A 26,051-nucleotide genomic window follows, 5' to 3' on the forward strand; every position below is an offset into this window, starting at 1 on the left:
TACCGCTGAAGCGGCAGATGGAAAGGAATTATGGATCCCGAACAGGTCAGGGCTCATTGGCGCGACTGGGCATCGAAGTTCGGCACCGCGCTCGACGCCACCACCAGAACCGGAACCGCCAAAACGCTCGAGATCGACGCATTGGCGCGCCGGATGTCTGCGATCGGGCTTGGCGATGCGCCGGCGCACGTTCTCGAAGTCGGTTGCGGAAATGGCTTGAACTGCTTCGGGCTTGCGGCGCGGTTTCCGCGCATGCAACTCGACGGCATCGACTATACCGCGGAAATGATCGACGCCGCGCGTGAAGCAGCCGTTCTCAACGGTTTCCAGGACAGATCCAGCTTCCGAATCGGCAATGCGCTCGAACTTTCGGCGGCGTCGGGATTGCTGGCGCAATACGATGTCGTTTTTACCGATCGCTGCCTGATCAACATCGAATCGGTCGACCTGCAAATGCGCGCCATCACCGACCTTGCCGCAAAAGTGCGGAAGGGCGGACATCTGATCATGATCGAGAATTCGACAGCGACGTATGATCGGCAAAATCATTGCCGCACCCTGCTGAACCTGCCCGCGCGCACGCCGGCCGCATTCAACCTGTTCTTCGACGAAACACGCATCCTGCCGCACCTCGAAACGCTCGGCTTCGAGGTCGAGATCGAGGACTTCATTTCACTTCACGACCTGATGCTCTATGTGCTGGTCCCGGCCATCAATGGGGGCACCGTAGATTACGACCATCCGCTGGTCCACGCGACAACCCGGCTCAGCATGGCGGTTTCGGCGGAGATGTCGAGTGCCTTCGGCGCCTTTGGGCAAGGCCGGATGTTTGTCTGTCGGAAACCTTGATGCCGGAAGCTGACGCTGGCCTACTTCATAGCGGCCTGTTTCTGGATCTTGACGGCACGCTCGCGGACAGCGTGACGGCTCTGAGAGACGTCTACCATTCCTTCCTCGTCTCCTTCGGCGCGAGCGGCGACGAGGCCGAGTTTCAGCGGCTCAACGGACCGCCACTCAGTGAGATCGTCGAGCGGTTGAGGATGACTCACAAACTGCCGGGACCACCGGCCGATCTCCTGCAGAAATACTCGGCCATGGTGTCGCAAGCGCATCAGAGCGCGCGCCCCGCTTCCGGCGCATTTGAATTGCTAGCTCACGCTCGCGAGAGCGGGTTGAAGATCGCTGTCGTTACGTCGTCGCCCAGATTGTTCGCGCAAAAATGGCTCGCATTCGCAGGGCTCGCCGACAAGATCGACGGTGTCGTCGGCGGCGATGAGGTAACCGCAGGAAAGCCCGCTGCAGAACCCTACATCACGGCAATGAGGCGGCTGAACTGCTCGGCCGCCCTGTCGCACGCCGTCGAGGATTCCCGCATCGGCGCGACGGCGGCGGTTGCCGCGGGGCTCAAAACGTGGGCGTTGGCGCCGCCGGACAATCGCTCCGGGTGGCCCGGTCAGGTCGTGTTTATCGAACGTCTCACCGATCTCCTTGGTAGAATGCCGGCATGCTGAGTGTTCGCCTGCTTCAGTCGGAGCCGAGAGTGATGGTGGGAGCGACAGCACCAACCATCCGCCCGGATATCGAAGCGCGCGTGGACGAAATCTGGCGGCGCGAAAAACAGCGACGTTCCCACGAACTCTACAACGGGCGATTGTTCAGCATCGATCATTGTGATGCCGGAACGATCGTCGGCTGGATTTCGGAGTACCGCTACTTCATCGCGCAGCAGCGCGAGCCGAGCCTTCATGCCGCGCTGAAGATCAAGCCGCTCGCCGTCACCGGTATCCTGTGTTGTCCGGATGGCGTTTTATTCGGCCGGCGCAGCGATCGCTCTGAGATGGACGCCGGGTGCTGGGAGCTGGTGCCGTCCGGCGGCGTCGAAGACACGGCAGTCGGGCCGACCGGACAGGTGAGCCTCGAACGGTGCATTCTGATCGAGCTCGAGGAAGAAATCGGCATCGGAGCATCCGAGCTGTCGGCGCGTTCCAGAGCCGTTGCGCTCGTCGAGGATCCGCGGAGCCACGTCACCGACGTCGGAATCATGCTCGCGACCACCTCCCCGGCTGCGCAAATCCAGCGCCGCTTCGCGGCGCTTGAGAACCGCGAATATTCTCAACTTGAAATCGTTGCACCCGCCGAAGTGCGGGCCTTTCGAGGCAGCCTGGCAGATTCGTTAGGCGCTGTTTCCGTCGCCCTTCTGGATGCTCTCATGCACGCCGGCTTGTAATACTTATGAAAATCGTCAAAACCTGCGGTAGCCCCGATGCAGCTTTGATCTGCGCCGCGCAAACCTCGTAAACCGGCTGCCGAGGCGGTCGTTTCCGCCAAGCGGCAGCGTTGCTGCGAACCGAGACTTCCAGTTCGCACCAGGAGCGTGAATTGTGATGCAGAGCCCAGAACTCATCATTGCAGGGCGCAAGATCGGCCCGGACTGTCCTCCTTACATCATCGCGGAACTGTCGGCGAACCATAACGGCAAGCTATTGAAGGCGCTGGAACTGATCGAGGCCGCCGCCGACGCCGGCGCCGACGCGATCAAGATCCAGACCTATACGGCCGACACGATGACCATTCCTCACGATGGCGAGGAATTTTTGATCAAGGGCGGCCTGTGGGACGGCTATCAGCTCCACCAGCTCTACCAGCAAGCTCACACGCCATATGAATGGCATGAGCAAATGTTCGCGAAGGCGCGTGAGCTTGGAATCACGATCTTCTCCAGTCCCTTTGACGAAACCGCCGTCGATCTGCTCGCAGGTCTCGATGCTCCCGCCTACAAGATCGCATCGTTCGAGGTGATCGACCTGCCGCTGATCAAATATGCGGCCAAACAGGGCAAGCCGATGATCATCTCGACCGGGATGGCCAATCTCGGCGAGATTCAGGAGGCGGTCGAAACAGCGCGCGACAACGGCGCCGGCGGCATCGCCCTGCTGCACTGTACCAGCGCCTACCCGGCTCCAATCGAGGAAGCGAATGTGCGCACCGTGGCGCATCTCGGGCAGGCTTTCAACGTCGTGTCCGGTCTTTCTGATCATGCGCCGGGCTCAGCCGCCTGCGTCGCTTCGATCGCGCTGGGCGGCTCCATCATCGAAAAGCACTTTACGATCTCGCGCGCCGACGGAGGTCCGGATGCGGCGTTCTCACTCGAACCACACGAGTTCAGGCGGCTGGTCGACGACTGCAAGTCCGCATGGTCCGCGCTCGGTTTTGTCGACTATGGCCTCGTCCAAAGCGAGAAGACCAACACACGGTTTCGCCGATCGATCTACGCGTTCAAGCCGATCAAGGCGGGGGAGCTTCTGACGAGCGATAATATTCGAGTCATCCGGCCCGGCTTTGGCCTGCCGCCAAAGTATCTACCCCGCGTCATCGGCCGCGCCGCCGCGCGCGACATCGCCTATGGCGAGCCGATAAAGTGGTCGGTGATCGCGTGACGATCCCGTCATGGTGCACCGCCGATCGACCTCATGACATCCACCCCGGTGATCCCGCTACAACCCGCTGTTATTACTCGTTATGGCTAAGGATCAGGCGAAAATCCAAGAGGAAGCAGCACCTATGACCCAGATTACAGCACAAGAGGAATTCTGGGCCGGAGAGTTCGGCGACAACTACATCGGCCGGAATCAAGGTCGGGAAGTGTTGACTGCCAAGATCGCGATGTTTGCCCGCATTGTCCAGCGACGCAGCAAAATCTGCTCAGTTCGAGAGCTCGGCGCCAACATCGGCCTTAATATTCTGGCTCTCAAGAGCCTGCTTCCCCACGCGGCGTTTCAAGCCATCGAAATAAACAGCAAAGCCTTTGAAAAATTAGCGACGATACCCGGAATAACTGCTTCCAATACGACGCTGTTTGAACCGGTCGAGTGGTCAAGCGTCGATCTGGCATTTACCGCCGGTGTCCTGATCCACCTCAATCCTGACATGCTGCCGGTAGCCTATCAAAGGCTCTATGAAGCCAGCAATCGTTATGTCCTCACGGCGGAGTACTACAATCCCTCCGTGGTGGAGATCAGCTATCGCGGTCACAGCGGGCGTTTGTGGAAGCGGGATTTCGCCGGCGAGATGATGGACAGATACCCCGATCTGAAACTTGTCGATTACGGGTTTATCTATCATCGAGACCCGGTATTCCCTGCTGATGACATTACGTGGTTCTTGATGGAAAAGCAGGCCTGATAAATCGGCAAGACCGATGTTCCGCATCTGTCCAACGAACGAAGACGCCGGCTAGAGCGGCGACCGGTCAAATGGAACCAGCGCCGCCACTCCAGTTAATTGATTGAGCATCGGATTTATCCCGAAACCGGTTCCCACTTTCGGGTCCGATGCTCTAGAGCGTTTCAAGCGAAGCATGTCCTCGGGCTTGGCCCGAGGATGGACACCAGTTCGCGTGAAGAAAACGCGACAAAACAAAATCCATAAAGCCCACTTCTGATTCTATCAGAGGCGGAAAGGCTCCAGGTAATGAACGCCGTTCCCGGTTTATCCGATGTCGCATGAAGTCGTCATCATCACTCAGGCGCGCATGACCAGCACGCGCCTTCCAGGCAAGATCCTGATGCGTGCTGGAGAGCGCACCCTCCTTGAAACGCATCTCGATCGCCTCGCCGAGGTCGGCGTTCCCGTGATCGTCGCGACAACAACGAATCTGACCGACGATCCCGTTGTCGAACTCTGCGCCGCACTTGACGTTCCGGTATTTCGCGGCAGCGAGAATGACGTACTGGAACGCTATCAAGGAGCGGCGCGCGCACACGAGGCTCGCCATGTCATCCGCGTGACCTCAGACTGCCCACTTGTCTGCCCGGACGTGATTCGCGCCGGACTCGATATCTATCAGAGCTTGAAGAGTGGGTCGGTTTATCTCTCGAACGCCGAAAAGCGGACCTACCCTCGCGGCCTGGATTTCGAAATCTTTTCCCGATACTCATTGGACTTTGCCGCGGACAACGCCAGGCTGTCGTCCGAGCGTGAGCATGTGACAGGTTATATTCGGACATCGATGCCGGATATTCACCACGAGCACTGCCTGGATGAAGAAAATCTAAGCGACTGGCGCATTACCGTCGACACTGGCGACGACTTCAGGCTCGTCAAACTGTTGATTGAAGATCATCATGCGGCAGAGATGGATTACCGGAGCTTAAAGGCTTTGCTGAAAGCGCATCCGGAACTTGTGAAAATCAACTCCCACATTCAACAGAAAACAATCTAGAGCATCGGACCCGAAAGTGGGAACCGGTTTCGGGATAAATCCGATGCTCAATCAATTAACTGGATCGGCGGCGCTGATTCCATTTGATCGGCCGCCGCTCTAGGGGGACCCAAGACACGCAAATGATGTAGGAGCTTGCACTGAGAGCATCGGAATATAATCGAATGAACGTATCCGCCCCGACATTCTCGGCCGAGAATATCGTGGGAGCCGCGCTTGCCGACAATGTTGAGCAGGCGATCGCGCCATCGAGCGATAAAGCAGCTAAAAGCGCCTAATCCGATCAACCTGTATGGCGCTACCAAGCTTGCATCGGATAAACTGTTCAAACGACGCACCGCCGTTTCGGTCTCGTGCTACGGTAACGTTACCGGCTCGCGCGGCTCGATCGTCCCATTTTTCGAGACCCTGATAGCGCGAGGCGCCAGTTGCCGATGACCGATGCCGCCATGCCCCGTTTCTGGATTTCGCCGCAGGAAAGCGTCGACTTCGTGCTGAAGTGCTTCCAGCGCATGCGTGGCGGCGAGATATTTTTTTTACTGAATCTGCCATCGATCCGGATAGTCGACCCTTTCCTGTGCTCTGTGGATCAGATCGGGGAATTTGGTGAACGGACCAGGACATGATCCCCTATGGTCGTCAGAACATCTCCAGCGCCGATGTCGAGGCGGTCGTCGAAGTCCTTCGGTCGGATTTCCTAACCCAGGGGCCGATGGTCCCCAGGTTCGAGGAGACGTTGGCGCGGAAAGTCGACGCGCCTGAAGCGGTGGCCTTTTCCTCAGCAACTGCGGCACTGCACATCGCCTGTCTCGCGCTCGGGCTTGGCCCAGGGGATCGACTGTGGACGGTGCCGAACACCTTTGTGGCCTCCGCCAACTGCGGACTCTACTGCGGAGCGATCGTCGATTTCGTCGATATCGATCCCAAGACCAGAAACATGGACGCCGAGGCACTCGCCACCAAGCTCGAAGCGGCCGAGCGTGACGGCACCCTGCCGAAGATTGTCGTTCCCGTGGACTTCGCCGGCACTTCCGCGGACCTTGCGTCTATCCGCCGACTGGCGGACCGATACGACTTCCGCATTCTTGAAGACGCGAGCCATGCCGTTGGCGGATACTACCAGAAAAGGCCGGTCGGTTCGAGCGAACTGGCTGACGTTACCGTTTTTTCCTTCCATCCCGTCAAGATCGTGACGACAGGAGAAGGCGGTGCGGCGACCACGCGTTCCGCCGAGATCGCCCATCGCATGCGCCTGCTCCGCAACCATGGCATTTCGCGCGATCCGGCTGATATGACCGCCGCTTCCGAAGGCCCTTGGTATTATGAGCAGGTGATGCTCGGCTACAACTACCGTATGACCGACATTCAGGCGGCGCTCGGCGTGAGGCAGTTTGATCGCCTCGCTGAATTCATCGCCCGGCGACAGACCATCGCTGCGCGTTATCATGAAGCGCTTGCTCGTCTTCCCGTGATTCGCCAGTTCGTGCCGGAGGACACCCTCTCGGCATTTCATCTATATGTCATTGAACTGGATGAAACCGTACGACGCACGCGCGCCGAGGTTGTTGCTGCGATGCGCTCGTCCGGTATCGGCGTCAACGTCCATTACATCCCGGTCCATCTGCAGCCATGGTATCGGGCCTTGGGATTCTCCCGTGGAGATTTTCCGGCTTCCGAAAAATATTACGACTTCGCGCTGACCTTGCCTATTCATCCAAACCTGAGCTCCGAACAGCAGGATTACGTCGTGGAACGGTTATCCCGCGCGCTCGAAGCTTGAGGACCCGATTTGTTGTGCTTTTAGAGATACCGACCGGCGATCGTGATCTTTTCGAGGTGGTTTGCGCGATCGAAAGATTGAAAACAGGTCGCAGGGATCTTCATGGCGTCATGAGTATTAGCGAATTTCTAGAAGAGAATCGTCGGTTCTGGACGTCCTCTCTCCCGTCCGAATCTGATCGCGTCATCATTCTTGACCTTTATCACAATGCCAATGTTCACTTCCATCTGTTCGCGAATTGCGTCGTTGCGAAGTGCATACAGCACATATGGGGAGGTGAGATCGTCGGGGTTTTCGCCGATGACTTTGACGATGACCGAAAGACAGACGCTAAGGCAAACCAGGCGCTTGCTCGTTCGTTTGGTATCAGTCGCTTCTGCAATATCTCCGAATTCCGCAATCGCTTCCTGTCTGATCCGGTTTGGTCGGCCAATGCAGAGAGCGACCTTCGCAAGCGGCTGCAAGGAAAATCGGGATCCGCGCTCAGGCAAGCAATTCAGTTACTATCAGAACCGGAATTCCCGCGACGCGGACGTCTGATTTACAACGAGTACCTGAGACGATCGGGCTCCGGCACCATCGACAATCTGAGCGACGAACTCATCGCAGCCGCAAAGCTCGTGTCGGCGGACCACGAAGCCATTCCCATGATGTTTGGAAAGTCCCCGATTCGAGCGTGTGTCCTGGGGCACATCTGCTATTCAGGATCGGGACAGCTGGCTGATTTTTCGGCCCGGAACGGCGCACCGACATATCTGGTCGAACAGTATATCCCAATTGCCGTTACGCGATATCGGGATCAAACCGACCTGTCGTCCGGCCTTCCGAGCGACTGCAAGGGGATGCTGGAAAAATTCGCTTTCGATCAGGCTCTACTGGATGACCCCGGACTCGACCTGTTCGACGGCGCTGTCGAGGGCACGCTGGCGCGAACCATCGACCCGCTATTGAACCGTGACGTTGTCGATCAGCTACCCGTTTCTCGCAAAGCCTTCCTTGAGAACTGCGGTGTTGACCCAAAGAATCCCACGGTCTGCGTATTCGCGCATGTGTTTCAGGACGCTCCGCTGACAAGACAGAGGCAAGTCTCGGACGACTACTGGCAAGCTCTCGTCGACGTCGTTGATCTTGCGCGGCAACTGACACATCTCAACTTGATTATAAAGCCGCATCCGCTGAACGAGAGCCACGATCGAAAGCATTCGTGGGACAGGCTGCATGAATACTGCGCGGACATCAGGAATGTCGGATTTGCGGATGGCGCCCTCAGCGCCGGCGAGGTCATGAAGCATTGCGATGCCGGTCTCACGGTTCGTGGAACGGTTCTCTACGAAATGGCCGCGGCTGGACACAGAATGATCGCCACGGGTGAAGACAAGTATTCCGGCCTTGGCATTGTCGAGGAGGCATCCAGCATGGAAGATCTCAAGAGCATTCTGACGAATGTGTCGCGGGAGGCCTGGTCGATGCCGGCGGAGCAACGCCGGCGCGCCTTGGCTTATTCCTACTGCCTGCTCCAGGGATTCCGTAGTAAATCGATCCTGGTTCCTGATAAGCGCTGGGCTCCTGAAGAATATTTCCGCAGCGCGACACTGGCGCTGTCGAACTTTAGACTGGAGGAAGATCCCCTCTTTATAAACCTGAAGTCGTTTCTCCGAAATGACCTGCCAATGCTGATTTCGAAAGAGGCATTTCCGGGATGAGTTCGAAACGATTTGCGCGCAGGATTGGTTTTTTCTCGACCTGGCGCGGAACCGGTCATGGCTCTGATTCTTCGACCGCCGGGGAGTCAGGTGTGTTGGGATCAAGCAGCGACGCGATCGGCGTCGTGCGGGGAAGAATCTGGAAGTCCTGCTGCCTGGGCGCCGGAACGGGCGGCGCCGCTTTCTCGCGCCACAGGCCGAACACCGTTGTGACGCCGGCGCAAAGCGCGATGAACAGAAACAGTCCCCCGGAGTTCTGGCCTGTCATGAACAACGCGCCGCCGATCGGCCCGATGGCGGCGCCGGCCGAATACAGCAGCACCAGGCGTCCGCTCGCGGCGATCCGCTGCGTTGCGAGCAGGCGGTCGTTGCAGTGAGCGACGCATAGCGGATAGAGCGCGAAGCTGAGGCCGCCGAACATCGCACCTAACACCATCAGCCACGGGCCGGGCGACCCCAGCAGCGAAATCGCGAGGCTCACGCATAGCGTGGCCGCGAAGCTGACCACGATGACATGGCGGCGGTCGTAGCGATCGGAGAGCCGTCCGAGCGGCCATTGCAGGGCGACACCGCCGAGAATCACGACCATCATGAAATGGGCCGTCTGCGGCAGGTCGAGGCCGAGGCGGCGGACCTGCACCGCCGCGAGACCGTAGAACGCGCCCAGCATCAGGCCGGTGGCCATCGTGCCGACGGTACCGAGCGGCGCACCGGAGAACAGCGTCCCGATTCCGAATGCGGCCGCTTCTGCCGGCGGCGGCGCCGAGGTGCGCGTCAGGCACAACGGAATGATCGAGAGCGAAATCAGCATCGAGGCCAGTTGAAACGGGACGGCCGGCTGATCGCCGGTGGCGCCCAGCAACAATTGTCCCACCGCCTGTCCGCAATAAAGCGCGACCATATAGGCCGCCAGAATGCTGCCGCGTGAAACCGTATCGGCGCGCTCGTTGAGCCAGCTTTCGAGGCAGACGAAGACGCCGGCCAGGCAAAAGCCGTCGATCAGCCGCAGACCTGACCACAGCAGCGGGTCGGTGAATTGCGCATAGCCGAGGGTACTCGCCGATAGCAGCGCGACGAAGGCTGCGAAAGCGCGGATGTGTCCGACGCGGCGGACGATGCGTCCCGAACGAAGCGCGCCGATCACCAGCCCGGCGAAATAGACGGTCGCCACCAGGCCAATGATGATTGTGCTCTGCCCCGCGCGCTCGAGCCGCAGGCTCAGCAGCGTCGCCATGAATCCACTGCCCGCCATCAGAATGAAGATGGCAAGCAACAGACTGCGGACCGATGCGATGGCGGAAAGCATGACCAGCGTAGCGCGCGGCGTCAGGCCGCGCGCCGACCCTCCGCTTCATCTTCACCATTGTCGAGCAGCGTGCCGGTCGCGGCCACGGGCGCACTGCCGGGATTGCCGATACCGTGACCGTCTCTCATGCGAGAGCCTCCTCCATCAGCGGTCCGCCCTGCGGTATCAGCGGCCTCGGCTCGCCGCGCGCGGCGACGAAGCCCGGCCGCGGCTTGCTGGCACCGAACGGAGCCTGTAGCCGGTTGCTGACGGCATTGTAGACGAAGAATGCGTTGGCGCGCGGATACGGCGTGATATTGCCGTTCGACCCATGCATCGTGTTGCAGTCGAAGATCACCACCGTGCCGGCTTTGCCGGTCGGCGCCACGATGCCGTGGCGATGCGCCAGTTCGGTCAGGCTCTGCCGATCAGGCACGCCGTATTCCTGCTTCTTCAGCGAGGTGAGATAATGATCGTCCGGCGTCGCGCCGAGGCAGGTGAGGAAGACGCGATGCGATCCCGGCATCAGCATCAACGGCCCGTTGTCAGGCGTATTCTCGGCCAACAGCACCGACATCGACAACGCGCGCATGCGTGGCATGCCGTCCTCCACGTGCCAGGTCTCGAAGTCGGAGTGCCAGTAGAACTCCCTGCCCTCAAAGCCGGGTTTGTAATTGAGGCGTGATTGGTGGATGTAGACCTGATCGTTGAGCAGGAATTGAGCGATGCCGGCGAGCCGCGCATCGGCGGCAAGCCGTCCGACGATGCTGCTCTGGGCGTGGATCTCGAAGATCGAGCGGATCTCGTCGCTGCCTCGTTCTGTAATGACCGTCTCGGGGTTCAGGCCTTCCGGTCCCGACAGCAGCTGTTCCGACTGTTTCTGAAGGTAGGCGACTTCCTCCGGAGAAAACACGTTTTCGAGCACCAGGAAGCCATTGCGATCGAACTCCTCGGACTGCCGCCGCGTCAGCGGCGCATGCCCGGTCCACTCGCCGTGGACGACCGGATCGAGGCGCGGCAGCATCTGTGCTTCCGCGGTGATGCGGGACGGGTAGATGTCGGTGGTCATTTCGATTCTCTCTTTCAAGAGTTCAGGAATTGACGGCGACCTTCAGCGCCGGAACGTCGACTGCGGCCGGATAGGCGCCGTTCTCGTCATGAACCTCCCGGCCGGTTACCGGCGGATTGAACACACAGGCCGTCAGGATGTCGGTCTCCGGGCGAACAATGTGCCGGTCGTTGTTGTTCAGCGCATACATGACCCCCGGCGAGAGCTTGTGCACTTCTCCAGTGCCGAGATCCTCGATGGTCCCGGTCCCGTCCAGAACGAACACCGCCTCGAGATGGTTCTGATAATGCATCCGAAGCTCTTGTCCGGCGTACATCGTCGTGATGTGGAACGAGAAACCCATGCCGTCACTCTTGAGGAGAAGCCTGGCGCTGTCCCAGCCCTTCGATTTGACGAGACGGTCAGTCCTGCGGATATCGCTGAGCTGACGAACGATCATCTGTTTTTCCTTTCTTTACTCGGCTGCGACGCTGTAGCTCCCGGTCATCACGGTGCGGATGGATTCCTCGAGAATGTCGAGTCCGGCCGAGAAAACGGCCTCGTCGATGGTGAGCGGCGCCAGCACCTTGACGATCTCGTCGTGCGCGCCGCTGGTTTCGATGACGAGTCCGGCGGCGAAACAGGCGAGCGTGATGGTGTCGGCGACCTTTCCGGAGCCGATGTCGATGCCGCGCATCATGCCGCGCCCGCGCGTGGATAGACCGAATTCCGCAGCCATCGCGCTCAGGCGCCTGGACAGCAAATCACCCTTGCGTCGAATATCCTTTTCGAACGCGTCGTTCCGCCAGAAGTGCCGCAGCGCCGCCGTCGCGGTCACGAAGGCGTGGTTGTTGCCGCGGAACGTGCCGTTGTGCTCGCCGGGCGACCACTGGTCGAGTTCGGGCGAAAACAGCGTCAGCGCGAACGGCAACCCCATGCCGGAAAGCGATTTCGCCATGGTGACGATATCAGGCGTGAAGCCCATGCCTTCAAAGCTGAAGAACTTGCCGGTGCGCCCGCAGCCGGCCTGAATGTCGTCGACGATCAGCAAAGCGCCATGGCGCCTGGTGATGCCGGCGATCGCCCGCAGCCATTCCGGCGACGCGGCGTTGAGCCCACCTTCGCCCTGAACCGTCTCGACGAGAATCGCCGCCGGTTCATCGAGCCCGCTGGAGGGATCGGACAGCCGTTGCTCCAGTAACGCGGCGGTGTCGACATCGGCGCCGTAATAGCCGTCATACGGCTCGTGGCTGACATGGCTGAGCGGCACGCCCGCGCCGGAGCGCTTGGCGGCATTGCCCGTGCAGGCAAGCGCGCCCAGTGTCATGCCATGAAAAGCGTTGGTGAAGGCGATCACCAATTCGCGTCCGGTCACCTTGCGGGCAAGTTTGATGGCCGCTTCGACCGCGTTGGTGCCGGTCGGCCCGGTGAACATCGCGCGATAGTCCAGCCCCCGGGGTTTCAGGATCAGCGACTCGAAGGTTTCGAGAAACTCCGCCTTGGCGTCGGTGTGCAGATCGAGTCCGTGAGTGATGCCATCGGCCGAAATGTAATCGACCAGCGCTTTTTTCAGCACAGGATGATTGTGCCCGTAATTAAGCGTCGAGCATCCCGACAGGAAGTCGAGATAGCGCCCGCCCTGATTGTCGTACATCCAGACGTCCTCGGCCCGGCTGAACTGACGCGGCATGGCGCGCGCATAGCTGCGCACTTCGGACTCGCGGCGTTCATAGATAGACCGGTCGGGAATGTGGCCTGTTGGCTTGGGCCGCGTCTGGCGAACAAGTGTGGCTGTGGTCATGTCGTCAGGCCTCCTGATCTTGGTTCCGGGAGTTTCGGCTTGGCAGCGGCCCAATGCGGGCCAGCCATTCGGTATCGTGCGCGCCGGCGAAGTGCGCATCGCATTCGAACATCGCGCTTCTGGTCAGCGGCGCGCCCCATGCGCGCGACAGACTGTTGAACAACGCCCAGGACGGCGCATTGCCGTCGGTGATCGTGGTGATGAGATGCGTGACGCCTTCGGCGGCCGGTCGCGCCAGCAGCGCGTTGATCATGCGCCGGGCAAGGTGCTGGCCGCGCGCGGGGCGCGCGGTCGCAACCTGCCAGACGAAAAAACCGGTCGGCTCCGTCGGCGGACGATAGCCCGAGGTCCATCCCAGGATTTCACCGTTGATCTCACCATTCCGCTCGACAACGATGCAGGTCTCCGCGAAGTGCGTACACTGAAGCAGGTTGCAGTAAGCGGAATTGACGTCGAGCGGCGCGCAGGCTGCGATCAGCCGCGTAATCGCAGGGCCATCCGCGGCCACGGGCTTTCTCAACCTGAACCCTTCGCGTTCGCGAAAGTCCCGGGCCGCGCTGAAAGCCGTGGACGAGGATCCGCCGGACTTTTGGATTCGGCGATCCGCAATTTCTTTAGCTTCCGAATTAATTGCTTCGATCTCCGTATTATCTTCAGCCTACCTCATGAGCTTTTCGATAGCAAGTTTACTAATTTTGCCTTATTGTAGCCGTCGATATTAATTCGAAAAGCGAAATATATTTGAATGATTAGCCATGGAATGCGGGACAGTCGTCTGAACCCGGCGAGAGCGTTAAGAACGTGCATGACATCAGACATCGCCTCACTGACGCTGCGCGCCTTGCGACGGGTGCTGCGCGCAACCGAAATCGGCAGCCGCCAACTGGCCGTCGCCACCGGCCTCACCACATCGCAATGGCTGGTGCTGCGGGAGATCGAAGCGCGCGCAAAAACGACGCCCGGCGTCGTCGCCCAGGCGCTTCAGTTCAGTCAGGCGACGATCACGACAATCGTTGACCGGCTTGTTGCGCTGGACCTGGTGCAACGCCAACGCAACGCCAACGACAAGCGCCAGTTTCTTCTGACGGCAACGCAGGCAGGCCGGAACGTCGTGATCAATGCACCCGACCTGCTCCACCTGACGTTTACAGGTCGCTTCGTCAAGTTGCCGTCATGGGAGCAAGCCATGATTCTCGCCGCGGTGGAGCGTCTGGCCTTGTTGATGGACGCGCAGGATATCGACGCCGCGCCATTGCTGGACAGCGCGGCGATCGATCAATCCCAGCCGAAATAGATCGACATGCTTTGCCAAATACCTCTCAAAAGGATCGCGCTCCGTTTGCTATGGGCGACTCCGGGAGGTCGATGCATCAAATCGGAACACGCTAAATTTGGTTCTGATCCAGCTATCAACTTCGAGGGCAAACCCCACCTTAACGCAAGATAGGGCTGCGTGTCTCCTCGCGTGCCGAGCGTATGGATGGAAAAGCGCGTCCGTATACGCTCCATTCAGGCGCGTGCGCCGGTCCGCGCTTTCAGTCTGCGGACGTACAATGCGCCCCAACCAAGCCCGAGCATCGCGGCCACCGAAGAGCCCAGCAGCACGCCAAGCTTTGCCGCGGCCAGCAGGTTCTCATCGGTAAAGGCAAGCATGCTGATGAAGATGGACATGGTAAAGCCGATCCCCGCCAGCAGACCCACCAGCAGGATGCCGTCCCATGAAACACCCGGCGGCAGCCGGCACCAGCCCATCCGCACCATGAGCCAGATCACGCCGACCACGCCAAGCGGCTTGCCCATGACGAGAGCAAGCCCGACGCCGAGCAAAGTGAGGTGCGCTCCTCCCGCGAAAACATCGACGCCACCGACACTCACGCCTGCATTCGCCAGCGCAAAGAGGGGCATGACGCCGTAGGCGACCCAGGGATGCAGTGCTGTCTGTACGCGCACCACTGGCGGCAGCATCTCCCGATTGGCGAGACGCAACTGCCGCCGGTTGTGAGCCAGACGACGCGCATCTTTCGCCGACATGGCATCGTGGTTCCGCAGTTCCTCGGAAATTCGGGACAACACCTCTATCGGCCGCTCGCGCATCGGAATGGACACTACCGGTGTCATCAACCCGAGCACGACGCCGGCGAGAGTCGGATGAGCGCCGGTCACCAGCAGGCCGCCCCAGATTACTGCGCCCGGAAGGACGTAGGCATAGGCCGAGCCGGCGCCGATCCGCTGAAGCCCCACCACCATCACTATGCCGAGGATGGCGATCACAAAACCACTGGGATCGAGGCCGCCCGAGTAGAAAACGGCGATGATCAGCACAGCGACGACGTCGTCGATGATTGCGAGTGCAAGCAGAAAGACCCGCAAGCCGCCTGGAATCGATCGCCCCAGCAGGGCGAGCACGCCGACCGCGAAGGCGATGTCGGTCGCCGTCGGCACCGCCCAGCCGTGCGCGCGCACCACGTCGGCGTTCAGCGCAAGGTAGATCAGTGCGGGCACGATCACACCCCCGCCCGCTGCGACCACCGGCAGAATCGCCTGGTCGAGTTTGCTCAGCGCTCCTTCATGTATCTCGCGCCGGATCTCCATGCCGACGACCAGGAAGAACACCGTCATCAGCGCGTCGTTGACCCAGAAATGCAGGGACTGCGCATAGACGAACGTGCCGAGCCCGATCGAGAGCGGCAGATGCCACAGGTCGTGATAGCTTTGGGCGAAAGGGGAGTTGGCCCAGATCAGCGCCACTGCGGCGGCGACCAGCAGCACGATGCCGCTGACGGCCTCGACATGCAGAAAGCGCTCCAGCGTCGCAAGGGCCCGCTCGGCGAGGAACTGGGCCCGCGGCAGGTCACGGGGAGAGGTCTGTCGGTTCATCGGTCACGCACGTTCAGCGTGGCGGCCCGACCAGCGCACGACCTGTCCTGCTGCTCCATGCAGCGAACACCCTGGTCGCTTTTACACGCGATCTCGCCGACGAAGCAACAGTTTCGGCCTTCGTCCCCACGGGAACGAGCCGCTTCCACGATTCGTCATCGAGTCAGGTGCGCGACTTTTTTAACGGATGTGCCATACGATCAGCCGATCAGCATCGAGCTCCATATTTTCGTCCAACAAAATCCATCATGATGTCTACAAATTGCACGCGGGTGCCTGTCGGGCTACAGCTTGGTGAGTTGCGGAGGCAGGGGGAATCGCCGAGCCTGAGCTACCCAGAGCCTTTATCGCTTCTGATGGAATCAGAAGCGAGGCTCCATGATATTGATTTGACGCGTTTTCTTCACGCGAACCGGTACCCACTTCGCTCGAAAACGCTATTAAGGCTCGGATGAGCCGATAACAGCTCGGGGGGAGCGGAATAATTCAGGAACAGTTGCTGCCGCAAAGCCCGGCTCCCTCGGAGAGCCCGGCAAGGCGAAGAAATTTTATCGCTGCGGCACGACTGTTTCTGTGCACCGGTTGTGCCGCCGTCGGAACCGTTGGCTGGTCACTATGTGAGCCGGCGCATGCGTTCGACCTTTTCGGTCTGTTCAATTCCGACAATCCGCCACCGATCAGCACGACGGCATTGTCGTATCGCCTCGAGATCGAGGCCAGAAGCACCGACGGCAAGAAGGACAGTGACGCCGCACAGGCGCTAAGGGACGCGTCCGCGACCCATCGCCTCAGGCAGGCTCCGCCGACGGACGGCGAAGGCCTCGTGCGCCGCCTGCAGGCCGACATCAATCCACTGCTGGATGCCCTCTGGGAACTTGGACGCTACAACGCCGAGATCGACGTCACGATCGACGGGATTCCCGTCACGCTCGACGAGACCGATCTCTCCGCCGCGGTGCATCAGGCGGAGAGCTTTCGCAATCGGGCGATCATTCCCGTCAAGATCGTCGCTCGGCTCGGCCCGGTATTCAAGCTGCGCACTGTTGATGTCGATTATCCGCGCGAGATGGCGCCGCGGCGGCTGCCGCGTCGCGCCTTCCCGCTGAAGTCCGGCGATCCGGCGATCTCCGCCAACCTGCGCGCCGCGCAGTTGAAACTCATCGACTGGTTTCGCAGCAACGGTCATCCACTCGCGAAGGTCGCGGACGTGAAAGCCAGCGTGGATCATGCGGCCACCGCGATGGATTTTCGGTTGCGGGTCGAAGCCGGTCCCAAGGCCGGCATCGGCCATGTCGCGATTTCAGGCAGCGGGGATATCGATCCGCGCGTGGTCGCCACCCATGTCCATCTGCGCGAAGGCGAGCCTTACTCGCCCGAGCGCCTCGTGCTGATGAAAACCTCGATCGCCAAAATTCCGGCGATCGGCGGCATTCGCATCCGCGAGGGCGACGAACTCGACGCCAACGGCAACGTGCCGATCTTCATCGACGTGACCGAGAGGCCGAAACACGCGGCAGGCTTGTCGGCGCGATATTCAACCATCGACGGTCCCGGCGTCTCCACCTATTACGAGCATCGCAACCTGTTCGGCAACGCCGAGCGCCTGCGGCTCGATGCATCCGCCTCGCTGCTGCGGCGGCTCGATGGCTCCTCCTCCTTGAACTTCGGCGATATCCGCGCCTCCGATTTCGGCGGACGGTTCACCGCGACTTTCCTCAAGCCGGGGCTGTACGGTACGCCCAACGACCTCCTGGTCGAGGCCACCGCCTTTCGCGAGCGCGTCGGCAACAACGACCTCGGCGGCTACACCAATGATGCGGTGCGCGGCACCGTCGGCGTGATCCACCGCTTTTCGGAGATGGCCTGGGTTCAGGCCGGCCTCCAGATTGAGCGGTCGCAATCGCAGGACGTGCTCGGGCGGGTCGATGCGACGCTGATCGGCGTCGCCACCAGCGGACGCTACGATACAACCGACAACCTGCTCGATCCGACGCGCGGGGTGCGTCTCGCCGCGACAATCAACGCTTATTCGAAGCTGATGGGCTCGACGATCGATTTCTATGAAGCGCGGATCGCGGGCTCGACCTATTACGCACTCGACGAAGATGCCAACTATGTGCTGGCGGGCCGGTTGGCGGCAGGCTCGCTCGTTGGCGCGCCGCTGGGGCGCATTCCGGATGCGCACCGATTCTTCTCCGGCGGCGGCGGCTCCGTTCGCGGATTCATCTTTAATACGATCTCGCCGATGATGTTCGGCAAGATCATTGGCGGCCGCAGTCTGCTCGAAGGCTCCGCCGAGATGCGGGTGAAGGTCACGCCGACCATCGGAGTCGTGCCGTTCGTCGATTTCGGTACCGCCTCCAGTTCATCGCTGCCGAACTTCAACGACTATGTCGGCTACGGCGCGGGCATCGGCCTGCGGTATCTCACGCCGGTCGGGCCGATCCGCCTCGATGTCGCGACACCGTTGAACCCCCGCCCCGGCGACAGCCGCTGGGCGGTCTATGTCAGCATCGGGCAGGCGTTCTGATGCGCGCGCGGCGAACCATCATGCTCGCCGCAGCAGCAGCGCTCGGACTCGCCGGCGTCACGACAGCCGGTGTCGTCGTCTACAAGATGATCGGAGGGGCCGGCGACAATCAGCAGGACCTTCTCGCCGGCCTCGTGTCGCGGACGCTCTCCACGCCGGCAACCCAGGTGCATATCGGGGCCGTGGATGGCGCATTATCGTCCGACGCCACGATCCGCGACGTGACCATCACCGACAAGGAAGGCACCTGGCTGAAGCTCGATCGGGCCCGCCTCGTCTGGCGGCGCACCGCGCTGTTGCTGGGGCGGCTGGAGATCGACCGCCTCGAGATCGGCACGCTCGAGATCCGTCGAAAGCCTCTGGCCGCCGACCAGCCCGTCACGGAGTCAGAGCAGCCCCCCGCGGCGACCGGCCGGTCCGACACCGAGCCGGGCGCACCCGCCGCGCAGCCGGGGCCATCCGCGGCGAGGTCCAGCCAGCCTATCCTGCCGGACCTTCCGGTAAAGGTGCAGGTGAAGGTGTTCGACCTGCATGCGCTGGTGCTCGGTGAGCCGGTTCTCGGTGAGCCCGCAAGCATTGCCGCGACCGGAAACGCGGAACTGGGCTCGCCCTCGGAAGGGCTCATCTTCAATCTCGACGCAACCCGCAAGGATTTCCCGGGGCGCTTCAAGATGGCGCTTGCCTTCGTACCGAAGGGCAACGCCCTCACCCTCGACGTGACTCTCGACGAGCCATCCCACGGACTATTATCCAAGCTCGGCCGGTTTCCCGGCGAGCCGCCGATCACCTTCGCGCTTCGCGGCAATGGTACGCTCGACAGCTTTCGCGGCGCGCTGAAATTCCAGGCCGGTCCCACCATCGATGCGACCGGCGCCATCATGCTCGACCGTGACGGGACCGGCCGGGTGCTCGCGACCCGGATCAACGGTCATCTCGGACCATGGCTGCCGCCGCTTGCCGCCTCCGTCTTCGCCGGCGAAACCAGACTCGATAGCGCGACGCGCATCGGTGACGACGGCAGCGTCGTCATGGACGGGTTGACGCTCACCAGCCGTCTCGCTCGGCTCGAGGCGCGGGGCGCGCTCGGCGCCGACAAGATGATGGATTTCTCGGCGACCGTCCGCTCGCTGCCGAGCAACGGCGACGTCACCGAAACCGGTCAGGGCTCGATCCGCAGCCTCACCTTCGACGGCCGCGTCAACGGCCCGGCGAAGGCGCCCCACGTTTCGGCGAGGCTCGCGGTGTCCGATGCCCGTCTGCCCGACGGCAACCTTGACGCGCTCGAAGCCTCGATCAACGTCGTGCCCGACGCTGAACTCAGCGACCTCGCCGCGACCATCGCGATCGACGCCAGCCTGCGCGCTTCCGGCATCGCGCTGCGAGACCCTGCTCTCGCGGCAGCGATCGGCGACAGCGCATCTCTCGTGCTGAAAGGCACAACCGATCTCGGCGGCGTGGCGAAGATCGAGCGGCTGGAAGTCGGCACCTCCACCGTTCAGGCCACCTATACGGGCGAAGCCAGCCAGGACCGGCTGCGCGGTCATGCGACCGGCACCGTGCCCGATCTCAGCCGCTTCGAGGGCCTTGCCGGGCTACAGCTCGCGGGCACGGTGAAGCTGGGCCTCGATCTCGACGGCGACCTTCGACGCGGGCGCATCGACGCAAAGCTCTCCGGCACCGGTGACCGCTTCGCCACCGGCCTTCCGGCGCTCGACGGACTTGCGGGACCACGCGTCACCCTCGCCGCCGATTTTTCGTCCGGCGGCAACGATACCTACACGGTCCGGGCGGCTTCGCTGGACGCCGCCCATGTCACGGTTCGCGCCAAGGGAGGCCTGACCCGCGACGCCAGCGACCTCGCGGCACGTATCGAGCTTCCGAATCTCACGGCGGCCGATGCGCGTCTGGCCGGCGCGGCGTCGCTCGACGCGCGGCTGACCGGAGGACTCGCGCATCCCGGACTATCGCTCACGGCGGCGCTGGATCGCGTGACGGCGATGCAGCGCCCGATCCCGCATCTGGGGCTGAACGTCACGGTCGCCGACATCAACGGGCCCTGCGCCATCGACGTCAAACTCGACGGCGCCATTGACGGCAAGCCGGCGCGCGGCATTGTCCAGGCGAGCCGCCGTCCGATGGAGCGTAACTCCAACACCGAGGCCGATCAGGATACGCGCGACAAGCCCGCGCCTGTCTTCGCGGGATGGGACGCCAGGACCATCGACATCACCATCGGATCGGTGTCGCTGAAGGGCGCGGGCACGATCGACGCGCAAAACCTCGCGCGCGGACAGCTTCGCTTCGCGGCCGGCTCGCTGGCGGACATCGCACCGCTCGCCCTCATCGATCTTGCAGGCGCCGCTTCACTCGACCTTGCGCTGTCCGACGACAGCGGGCGGCAGTCCGTCCGCCTTGTCAGCAAGGGCACGGGGCTTCGGGCCGACGCCACGGCGATCCGGAACTTCGATCTGCGTGCCGAGGGAAGTGATCTCTACAGCCATCCGGTGCTCAACGCGGATGCCCGAATCAACGGCGCCGAGATCGGCGGCCAGACCATCGCGAACGCAACCCTGAGCGCGAAAGGCAATGCCGAGTCGAGCACGATCAGCCTGTCCGCCAAGGCCGCGGGCTTCAATCTCGATGCCGCGGGCGTGTTGACGCCGAAGGAGAACATCCGGTTCGACCTCAACCGCTTCACCGCGAAACGCGGCGCCAGGACGATCGCCCTGCAGAGGCCTGCGAGTTTCACGCTCAACAACGACACCGTGCGGATCCAGCATCTGGCGATCGGAATCGGCGGCGGCCGCTTTACGCTCGACGGCACGGCCGGCAAGGTACTCGACCTCAAGGCCGTGGCAAGCGCGGTCCCGCTCGCCGACGCCGATGTCGCGGTGCCGGGCCTCGGCCTCGGCGGCACGCTCGATGCGGCGGCCGAAATAGGCGGTTCGGCGAGCGCGCCGACAGGACAGTACAAGATCGCCGTCAAACGGCTCACGGCTCCGCAAGCAAGGAACGCGGGCGTGCCGCCGATCGATATCACTCTGGACGGCCGTCTCGAAAAGACCCGCACGAAGCTCAACGCCACAGCCTCGGCAGGCAAGGCCGGCACTTTCACGGCGGCCGGCACCGTGCCGTTCGACGCCTCCGGGACGATCGCACTGACGGCAAAAGGCCGGCTCGACGCCGCCGTCGCCAATGCCATGCTGTCGGCTTCCGGCCGCACCGTTTCCGGAATCGTGCAGCTTGATGCCCGCGTGGGCGGCACGCGCGCCAGGCCTCAGGTGGGCGGCTTTGCCGCCATGAGCGGCGGCAGCTTCCGCGACAGCCAGGTGGGAACGCGGCTCGACGCCATCGAGGCAAAGGTCACCGCCGAAGGTGAGCGCATATCCATAGAGCGGCTGAGTGCGACGACTCCCAACGGCGGCGCGTTGTCCGGCTCCGGCCAGGTCCGCATCGCGCCGGACGCGGGCTTTCCCGGCACGGTCTCGATCCGCGGGCAACAGGCGACGCTCGCGGCGAGCGCGCTCGCGACCGCCCGGGCGAATCTTGACGTCAACGTCACCGGCGCGCTTGCGCGCGATCCGAAGATCAGCGGCCGCGTCGATCTCACCCATGTCAGCGTCGATATTCCAGAACGCCTGCCCTCGACGCTGAAGCCGATCGACGGCATCGATCACGTCAACGCCACGGGCCAGGCCGCAACCCGGCTCGCGGCGGCGCGCAAGGCGGAAGCCGCGGAGAAGAGCAACGGCAAGGGACGTCAGGCGCTTTTCAACGCCGCGCTCGACGTCACCGTCTCGGCGCCGAACCACGTTTTCGTGCACGGCCGTGGCGTGAACGCGGAACTTGGCGGCTCTCTTCACGTCGGCGGCACGACCAACAAACCCGTCACGAAGGGCGCATTCTCGCTTTATCGCGGCAAGATGACGGCACTGGGAAAGACGCTGAATTTCACCAAGGGAAACCTCTCCTTCAACGGGGACCTTGCGCCTGAACTCGATTTCGCGGCCGAGATAGAAGCCTCCGATATCACCGCGCAGATCGGGATATCGGGCCCGGCGGCCGCTCCGGCTTTCGCCTTCACGTCGCGACCGGAGCTGCCGCAGGATGAAATCCTGTCACGCATCCTGTTCCAGAAAGCGTCGGGCAACCTGACGACGGCGCAGGCCCTGCAACTCGCACAGGTGGCGGCGCAGTTCGCAGGCGGCGGCGATGGTGTGCTGGACCGAATGCGCCGTTCGCTCGGTGTCGACAGTCTGGATGTCGGCGTCGGATCGGGAGGCGGCCCGATGGTCGGCGCGTCACGCGCGATCGGCGACAGGCTGAGCGTCGGTGTCCGGACCGGAGCGAGCGCCAGCCAGTCCGGACTCTCGGCCAATGTGGACGTGACGCGCCATATACGGGTGGAATCCGATGTCGATGCGAGAGGCGCGACATCGATGGGCGTCGGCATGAAATTCGAATGGTGACGAGACAGATTCACCCGGTTCTTAAAACGATCATGAGGCCGTGAAGCACAATGCCAGCCGGACATTGCGCGCAGGAAGAGCGCGATTTACATTCATAAAGTAGTAGACACATCGTTGATATGCTGTACATTCAAATTGATGCTTGATACTTAATTTCATATAGATAATACATACATACTCTGAACCGTATCGGAGCTGCCAAAGTTCATGATTTCCGCCAATCAACTCAGGGCTGCCCGTGCGCTCCTAAATATAGATCAACGGCAAATGGCTGAACTGGCAGATCTTTCAGTTCCTACTATTCAACGCATGGAAGCTAGTGACGGCGTCATCCGTGGCAATGTCGATTCCCTGATGAAACTGGTTTCAGCTCTGGACAACGCGGGCATCGAGTTGATTAGTCCGGATGGTCAAAGCCTGGCTGGCGGTCGGGGCGTCCGGCTCAAGGAGCAAGTCACGAAGCCAGTGATAAAGCAACCAAAGTCTTTCTCGTCGCGGCCCTTGGAACGAACGCGATAATCTACTCTCTCTGTTCCGTCTGAAGCCTCTCAATTGGCCTGGAGGGCTCCGACGGCAAACAATCCGCGCACCAGATCTTGCAGCTCGTCTACGTCCAAGCGGTCTTGGCCAGAAGCTCCTGCTTGGCGCCATGGGCCGGGATCTCCCGCCCGCTTGCGTTCGCATCCGACCAGCCTTGCGCGGGTTCTTCGCTCAGCCGTCCGTCAATGAATGCGCCCGCGTTCACCGCCGTACGCTCCTGCGCAAACAACGGGCACGGGCGTATCCGTCGGTTCAAGTTTACCCGCACGATAGAGCCCGGCCATCTCAGCCCGTGGGTTCACCTTGATTCTTGAGGCATTTCCCCGCTGCGCAGCGATCGGCTCCGTCTTGAAGCTCCATCCGGGAGATTGGCGTCAGTCTGACGAGTCACTCGCCAGGAGATACGTCAGGCCTTGCGTTGCTATGCGCTTCGCGATCATGGGACTCCCCCTTCCCGCCCGACATCGAACTGGACACCCGCTTGATCCGACCATCGGGCTTCCGGACTGGCAGCGGTCGATCTGGCAGAGTTTTCTTCGAAAAGGTCGATGGGAGATGAAATTAAAGATTAAAAACTCATACATTTAACAACTATTTACGACATAAAACCATAATATATGATGTATTAAACAGCAATTATCGTTCCGCAAGAAGGCTTGGCCGATTCGCTGCTCGATGGTTTTCAGCCGTTTTTCGACGCCTACTCCGGCGTGATTTTCGTCAGCGACATCCAGGTCTGCCGACCGACCAAGTTCATCGCGGCCTATCCCTATGAGGTGGCCCGGTTTCAATCTTAATGCATGACCAGCTTTTCGACCAAAAGCTGGCTGCCTGAATAAGCTCAGCCGGATGCCTCAAAACCGGCTGCAGCACAGAGGATCGCAAATATGACCACACGCAAACGCCTTCATGCCCTGCGACGAGAGGCCAGCCCGGCTGCCATAACATCACCCGAGGTGGCGGCCACGCCTGATCATCCGGCGTACGTGATTGGCAGTGGAGAGATGTGCGAGCATGCGCTGGTCGATCGCGACCTCAATCGACTGCTGTTCGACTACGAGCGAACCGTTCGCTTGCGCTTTGCGCGCATCGTCGATGTGCTCAAGCGCATCTCCGCACATCAGCATGACGAGAATTTTATCGAGCGGGCGCAGCAGCTGGCCCGCGAGCACCTCGGCTTCGATCTTCCAACGCAGGTGCTCAAGGACGCCTGGGTGTGCGGGCTGGATTTGTCCACGCTGCATTCACGCTGCATCTTCAGCTCTCTGAAGCTGAGCGTCGACAACGCGCCGACAGAGCAGATCGGCTGGCGCCAACGCCTCCCGCTCGACGAGGATTTTCTTCGTTCGTGCGGCTACCACACCGTGGACATCAGCCCGTGCTCCGACGGCCGGCTGCAGGGCATCGGCGCCTATGCGCTGCGCTTTCTGCCCGGGCCGAATGTGCGGGTGAAGGGGTATGCCGGCGCACTGTTTAATGTCGAAGCCAATATGTCAGACTGGGCAGAGCGCGAAGTCAAGCGGTTGTCGGGCGCCATGGTCGATGGCGACCGCCTGAACTTCCTCAAGATCGCCGTCTATCATTTCAGCAGTTCTTCGCCCGATAATCACGGTTGCGCTGCTCACAACAGCAACGACAATCAGGCCACGCAAGCCGCGCTGGAGCGCTTGTACGAGTTGCGGGCGGCGATTGAACGGACTTTCGGCGCGGGCGCTGGACCGGATGTCCTGCTTATCGGTGTTGACACGGATCTGGATGCGTTGCGCATCCACTTGCCCGACGGCCTCGGCGAGCTTAGCGCGCACCGCTATTTCGAGACCGCGCAGATCTACCGCGACACCCTCGGTCTTTCGCCCGACGCGGCGCGGACCCATATCGCCGAGACCGTCGCCGTTGCCGAGGGCATCGGTGACGGAAGCCAGGGCACCGGCCGAATGCATGAGGGGATGCTTCGCCTGGTGCTGGCGCTGGCCGAGGCCAATCTGTCGCAAATTGAATACGTCATCAAGCACCACACCGGGCGCTACGCGACAATCGGGCACGACGAACAGTACATCATCGCCGGTGAGAAGCTGCGGCCGCTGCAGTTGCGCAATCTGTTTTACCTCGCTCACCTCAATACCATGGAGGAAGGCGCGCCGGACATGGATGTGGGGATCGATATCTTCACCAAGCTCAACGCTTCGCACGGTCTGCCGGTGCCGGTTCTGGTGCACTTCGAATATGATGCACGAGTTCCCAAGTCGCGTGAGCGGGCGATCGCGCGGGGGCGGCGGGTGCGTGACGCGATCGAAGCGCGCTACCCCGATCTGGCCGCCCGGGGGCTGCTCAATTGCGCGATTGCGGTAAGCGAACGTGGCGGTGACGAACGTTGCACCTTCATCGCCGACGACCCTGTCGGCGATCATTGAGGCGTACGCGCCATGAAAATCATGGATGTAAGAACCACCCTCGCGTCGACCCATCGCATCGATGCCATGGGTCATCGTCCGCTGCCTGTCGTTCAACACCTCGAACCGGAAGGAGCGTTGTGCTGATGATATCCAGTATATTCATACTCATGCTTGATATATTAGTCGGTATGTGTAGATGTTTAACGCGGGTCTAGCAAACTTTGAGGGGATAGGTCCGCCCGGCATCCGCGCCGCCTCTGAGGGTGTAACCTGGGAGGGTGTGGTCAGGATGGCCGCGGCCCGATAGTCGCTTTTTGTGCGCTTGCTACGAGGTGGACGCGCCACGCATAGCATCACGTCTCGGGTAAAATGGCTTGCACTGGCATTGCGAGTTGGCTCGGTCA

At 61.5% G+C, this 26,051-nt stretch carries 23 protein-coding genes; 16 read left to right on the forward strand and 7 right to left on the reverse strand.

Features of this window, described 5'->3' with window-relative positions; all coding sequences use genetic code 11:
- Nucleotides 1-30 precede the first annotated feature (30 nt).
- From ACMYR2_RS15785 to ACMYR2_RS15830, 10 genes are all read left to right on the forward strand, one after another.
- Nucleotides 31-849 (forward strand): class I SAM-dependent methyltransferase, encoded by an 819-nt coding sequence (locus ACMYR2_RS15785; protein WP_347264781.1) that lies wholly within the window; start codon nucleotides 31-33, stop codon nucleotides 847-849.
- Complete coding sequence (locus tag ACMYR2_RS15790) at nucleotides 849-1,511, forward strand: HAD-IA family hydrolase (protein WP_347264782.1); 663 nt, start codon at nucleotides 849-851, stop codon at nucleotides 1,509-1,511. The genes ACMYR2_RS15785 and ACMYR2_RS15790 overlap by 1 nt, the downstream gene beginning before the upstream one ends.
- The gene (locus tag ACMYR2_RS15795) at nucleotides 1,505-2,227 is read left to right on the forward strand and encodes an NUDIX domain-containing protein (protein ID WP_416193275.1); all 723 of its coding nucleotides are present in this window, start codon (nucleotides 1,505-1,507) and stop codon (nucleotides 2,225-2,227) included. The genes ACMYR2_RS15790 and ACMYR2_RS15795 overlap by 7 nt, the downstream gene beginning before the upstream one ends.
- A 157-nt stretch (nucleotides 2,228-2,384) precedes the next feature.
- On the forward strand, nucleotides 2,385-3,437 hold the full coding sequence (gene pseI / locus ACMYR2_RS15800) for a pseudaminic acid synthase (RefSeq protein ID WP_416194113.1): 1,053 nt from the start codon (nucleotides 2,385-2,387) through the stop codon (nucleotides 3,435-3,437).
- A 124-nt stretch (nucleotides 3,438-3,561) separates the two neighbouring features.
- Nucleotides 3,562-4,182, forward strand: a complete 621-nt coding sequence (locus ACMYR2_RS15805; protein WP_416193276.1) for a pseudaminic acid biosynthesis-associated methylase — start codon at nucleotides 3,562-3,564, stop codon at nucleotides 4,180-4,182.
- 313 nt (nucleotides 4,183-4,495) lie between these two features.
- On the forward strand, nucleotides 4,496-5,221 hold the full coding sequence (locus tag ACMYR2_RS15810; protein WP_347264786.1) for a glycosyltransferase family protein: 726 nt from the start codon (nucleotides 4,496-4,498) through the stop codon (nucleotides 5,219-5,221).
- Nucleotides 5,222-5,446: 225 nt separating this feature from the next.
- On the forward strand, nucleotides 5,447-5,659 hold the full coding sequence (locus tag ACMYR2_RS15815) for a polysaccharide biosynthesis protein (protein ID WP_416194114.1): 213 nt from the start codon (nucleotides 5,447-5,449) through the stop codon (nucleotides 5,657-5,659).
- A complete protein-coding gene (locus ACMYR2_RS15820) occupies nucleotides 5,656-5,847 on the forward strand; it encodes a polysaccharide biosynthesis protein (RefSeq protein ID WP_416193277.1) in 192 nt (63 codons plus the stop codon). The genes ACMYR2_RS15815 and ACMYR2_RS15820 overlap by 4 nt, the downstream gene beginning before the upstream one ends.
- Nucleotides 5,844-7,001: a UDP-4-amino-4,6-dideoxy-N-acetyl-beta-L-altrosamine transaminase gene (gene pseC, locus ACMYR2_RS15825; protein ID WP_347264787.1), complete on the forward strand. Its 1,158-nt coding sequence runs from the start codon at nucleotides 5,844-5,846 to the stop codon at nucleotides 6,999-7,001. Before ACMYR2_RS15820 ends, pseC begins: the two co-directional genes overlap by 4 nt.
- The gene (locus ACMYR2_RS15830; protein ID WP_416193278.1) at nucleotides 6,998-8,704 is read left to right on the forward strand and encodes a hypothetical protein; all 1,707 of its coding nucleotides are present in this window, start codon (nucleotides 6,998-7,000) and stop codon (nucleotides 8,702-8,704) included. Before pseC ends, ACMYR2_RS15830 begins: the two co-directional genes overlap by 4 nt.
- Before the next feature lie 55 nt (nucleotides 8,705-8,759).
- On the opposite strand, the gene ACMYR2_RS15835 is transcribed toward ACMYR2_RS15830, so the two are convergent.
- From ACMYR2_RS15835 to ectA, 5 genes are all read right to left on the reverse strand, one after another.
- A complete protein-coding gene (locus ACMYR2_RS15835) occupies nucleotides 8,760-10,010 on the reverse strand; it encodes an MFS transporter (protein WP_347264788.1) in 1,251 nt (416 codons plus the stop codon).
- Between the two features lie 124 nt (nucleotides 10,011-10,134).
- Nucleotides 10,135-11,058, reverse strand: coding sequence for an ectoine hydroxylase (thpD, locus tag ACMYR2_RS15840; RefSeq protein ID WP_416193279.1), 924 nt, complete (start codon nucleotides 11,056-11,058; stop codon nucleotides 10,135-10,137).
- Between the two features lie 22 nt (nucleotides 11,059-11,080).
- The gene (locus ACMYR2_RS15845; RefSeq protein WP_347265448.1) at nucleotides 11,081-11,497 is read right to left on the reverse strand and encodes an ectoine synthase; all 417 of its coding nucleotides are present in this window, start codon (nucleotides 11,495-11,497) and stop codon (nucleotides 11,081-11,083) included.
- 15 nt (nucleotides 11,498-11,512) lie between these two features.
- Nucleotides 11,513-12,838 (reverse strand): diaminobutyrate--2-oxoglutarate transaminase, encoded by a 1,326-nt coding sequence (gene ectB / locus ACMYR2_RS15850; RefSeq protein WP_416193280.1) that lies wholly within the window; start codon nucleotides 12,836-12,838, stop codon nucleotides 11,513-11,515.
- Nucleotides 12,839-12,842: 4 nt separating this feature from the next.
- On the reverse strand, nucleotides 12,843-13,358 hold the full coding sequence (gene ectA / locus ACMYR2_RS15855) for a diaminobutyrate acetyltransferase (protein ID WP_416193281.1): 516 nt from the start codon (nucleotides 13,356-13,358) through the stop codon (nucleotides 12,843-12,845).
- Between the two features lie 285 nt (nucleotides 13,359-13,643).
- On the opposite strand from ectA, the gene ACMYR2_RS15860 reads away from it, so the two are divergent.
- The gene (locus ACMYR2_RS15860) at nucleotides 13,644-14,132 is read left to right on the forward strand and encodes a MarR family winged helix-turn-helix transcriptional regulator (protein ID WP_347265272.1); all 489 of its coding nucleotides are present in this window, start codon (nucleotides 13,644-13,646) and stop codon (nucleotides 14,130-14,132) included.
- 215 nt (nucleotides 14,133-14,347) lie between these two features.
- On the opposite strand, the gene nhaA is transcribed toward ACMYR2_RS15860, so the two are convergent.
- Nucleotides 14,348-15,715 (reverse strand): Na+/H+ antiporter NhaA, encoded by a 1,368-nt coding sequence (gene nhaA / locus ACMYR2_RS15865; protein ID WP_347265271.1) that lies wholly within the window; start codon nucleotides 15,713-15,715, stop codon nucleotides 14,348-14,350.
- 691 nt (nucleotides 15,716-16,406) lie between these two features.
- Here nhaA and ACMYR2_RS15870 point away from each other — a divergent pair.
- From ACMYR2_RS15870 to ACMYR2_RS15880, 3 genes are all read left to right on the forward strand, one after another.
- Nucleotides 16,407-18,245, forward strand: a complete 1,839-nt coding sequence (locus ACMYR2_RS15870) for an autotransporter assembly complex protein TamA (protein WP_347265270.1) — start codon at nucleotides 16,407-16,409, stop codon at nucleotides 18,243-18,245.
- Complete coding sequence (locus ACMYR2_RS15875) at nucleotides 18,245-22,714, forward strand: translocation/assembly module TamB domain-containing protein (RefSeq protein WP_416193282.1); 4,470 nt, start codon at nucleotides 18,245-18,247, stop codon at nucleotides 22,712-22,714. Before ACMYR2_RS15870 ends, ACMYR2_RS15875 begins: the two co-directional genes overlap by 1 nt.
- Before the next feature lie 207 nt (nucleotides 22,715-22,921).
- The gene (locus ACMYR2_RS15880) at nucleotides 22,922-23,233 is read left to right on the forward strand and encodes a helix-turn-helix transcriptional regulator (protein WP_347264571.1); all 312 of its coding nucleotides are present in this window, start codon (nucleotides 22,922-22,924) and stop codon (nucleotides 23,231-23,233) included.
- An 88-nt stretch (nucleotides 23,234-23,321) separates the two neighbouring features.
- On the opposite strand, the gene ACMYR2_RS15885 is transcribed toward ACMYR2_RS15880, so the two are convergent.
- The gene (locus ACMYR2_RS15885) at nucleotides 23,322-23,459 is read right to left on the reverse strand and encodes a hypothetical protein (RefSeq protein ID WP_347264570.1); all 138 of its coding nucleotides are present in this window, start codon (nucleotides 23,457-23,459) and stop codon (nucleotides 23,322-23,324) included.
- Between the two features lie 451 nt (nucleotides 23,460-23,910).
- On the opposite strand from ACMYR2_RS15885, the gene ACMYR2_RS15890 reads away from it, so the two are divergent.
- Both ACMYR2_RS15890 and ACMYR2_RS15895 read left to right on the forward strand, forming a co-directional pair.
- Nucleotides 23,911-24,051, forward strand: coding sequence for a hypothetical protein (locus ACMYR2_RS15890; RefSeq protein WP_416193283.1), 141 nt, complete (start codon nucleotides 23,911-23,913; stop codon nucleotides 24,049-24,051).
- Between the two features lie 90 nt (nucleotides 24,052-24,141).
- Entirely contained in the window at nucleotides 24,142-25,665 is a 1,524-nt protein-coding gene (locus tag ACMYR2_RS15895; RefSeq protein ID WP_347264568.1) for a carboxysome shell carbonic anhydrase, read from the forward strand.
- The last annotated feature ends 386 nt before the right edge of the window (nucleotides 25,666-26,051 follow it).

This window comes from Nitrobacter sp. TKz-YC01, assembly GCF_047824785.1.
Classification (GTDB): domain Bacteria; phylum Pseudomonadota; class Alphaproteobacteria; order Rhizobiales; family Xanthobacteraceae; genus Nitrobacter.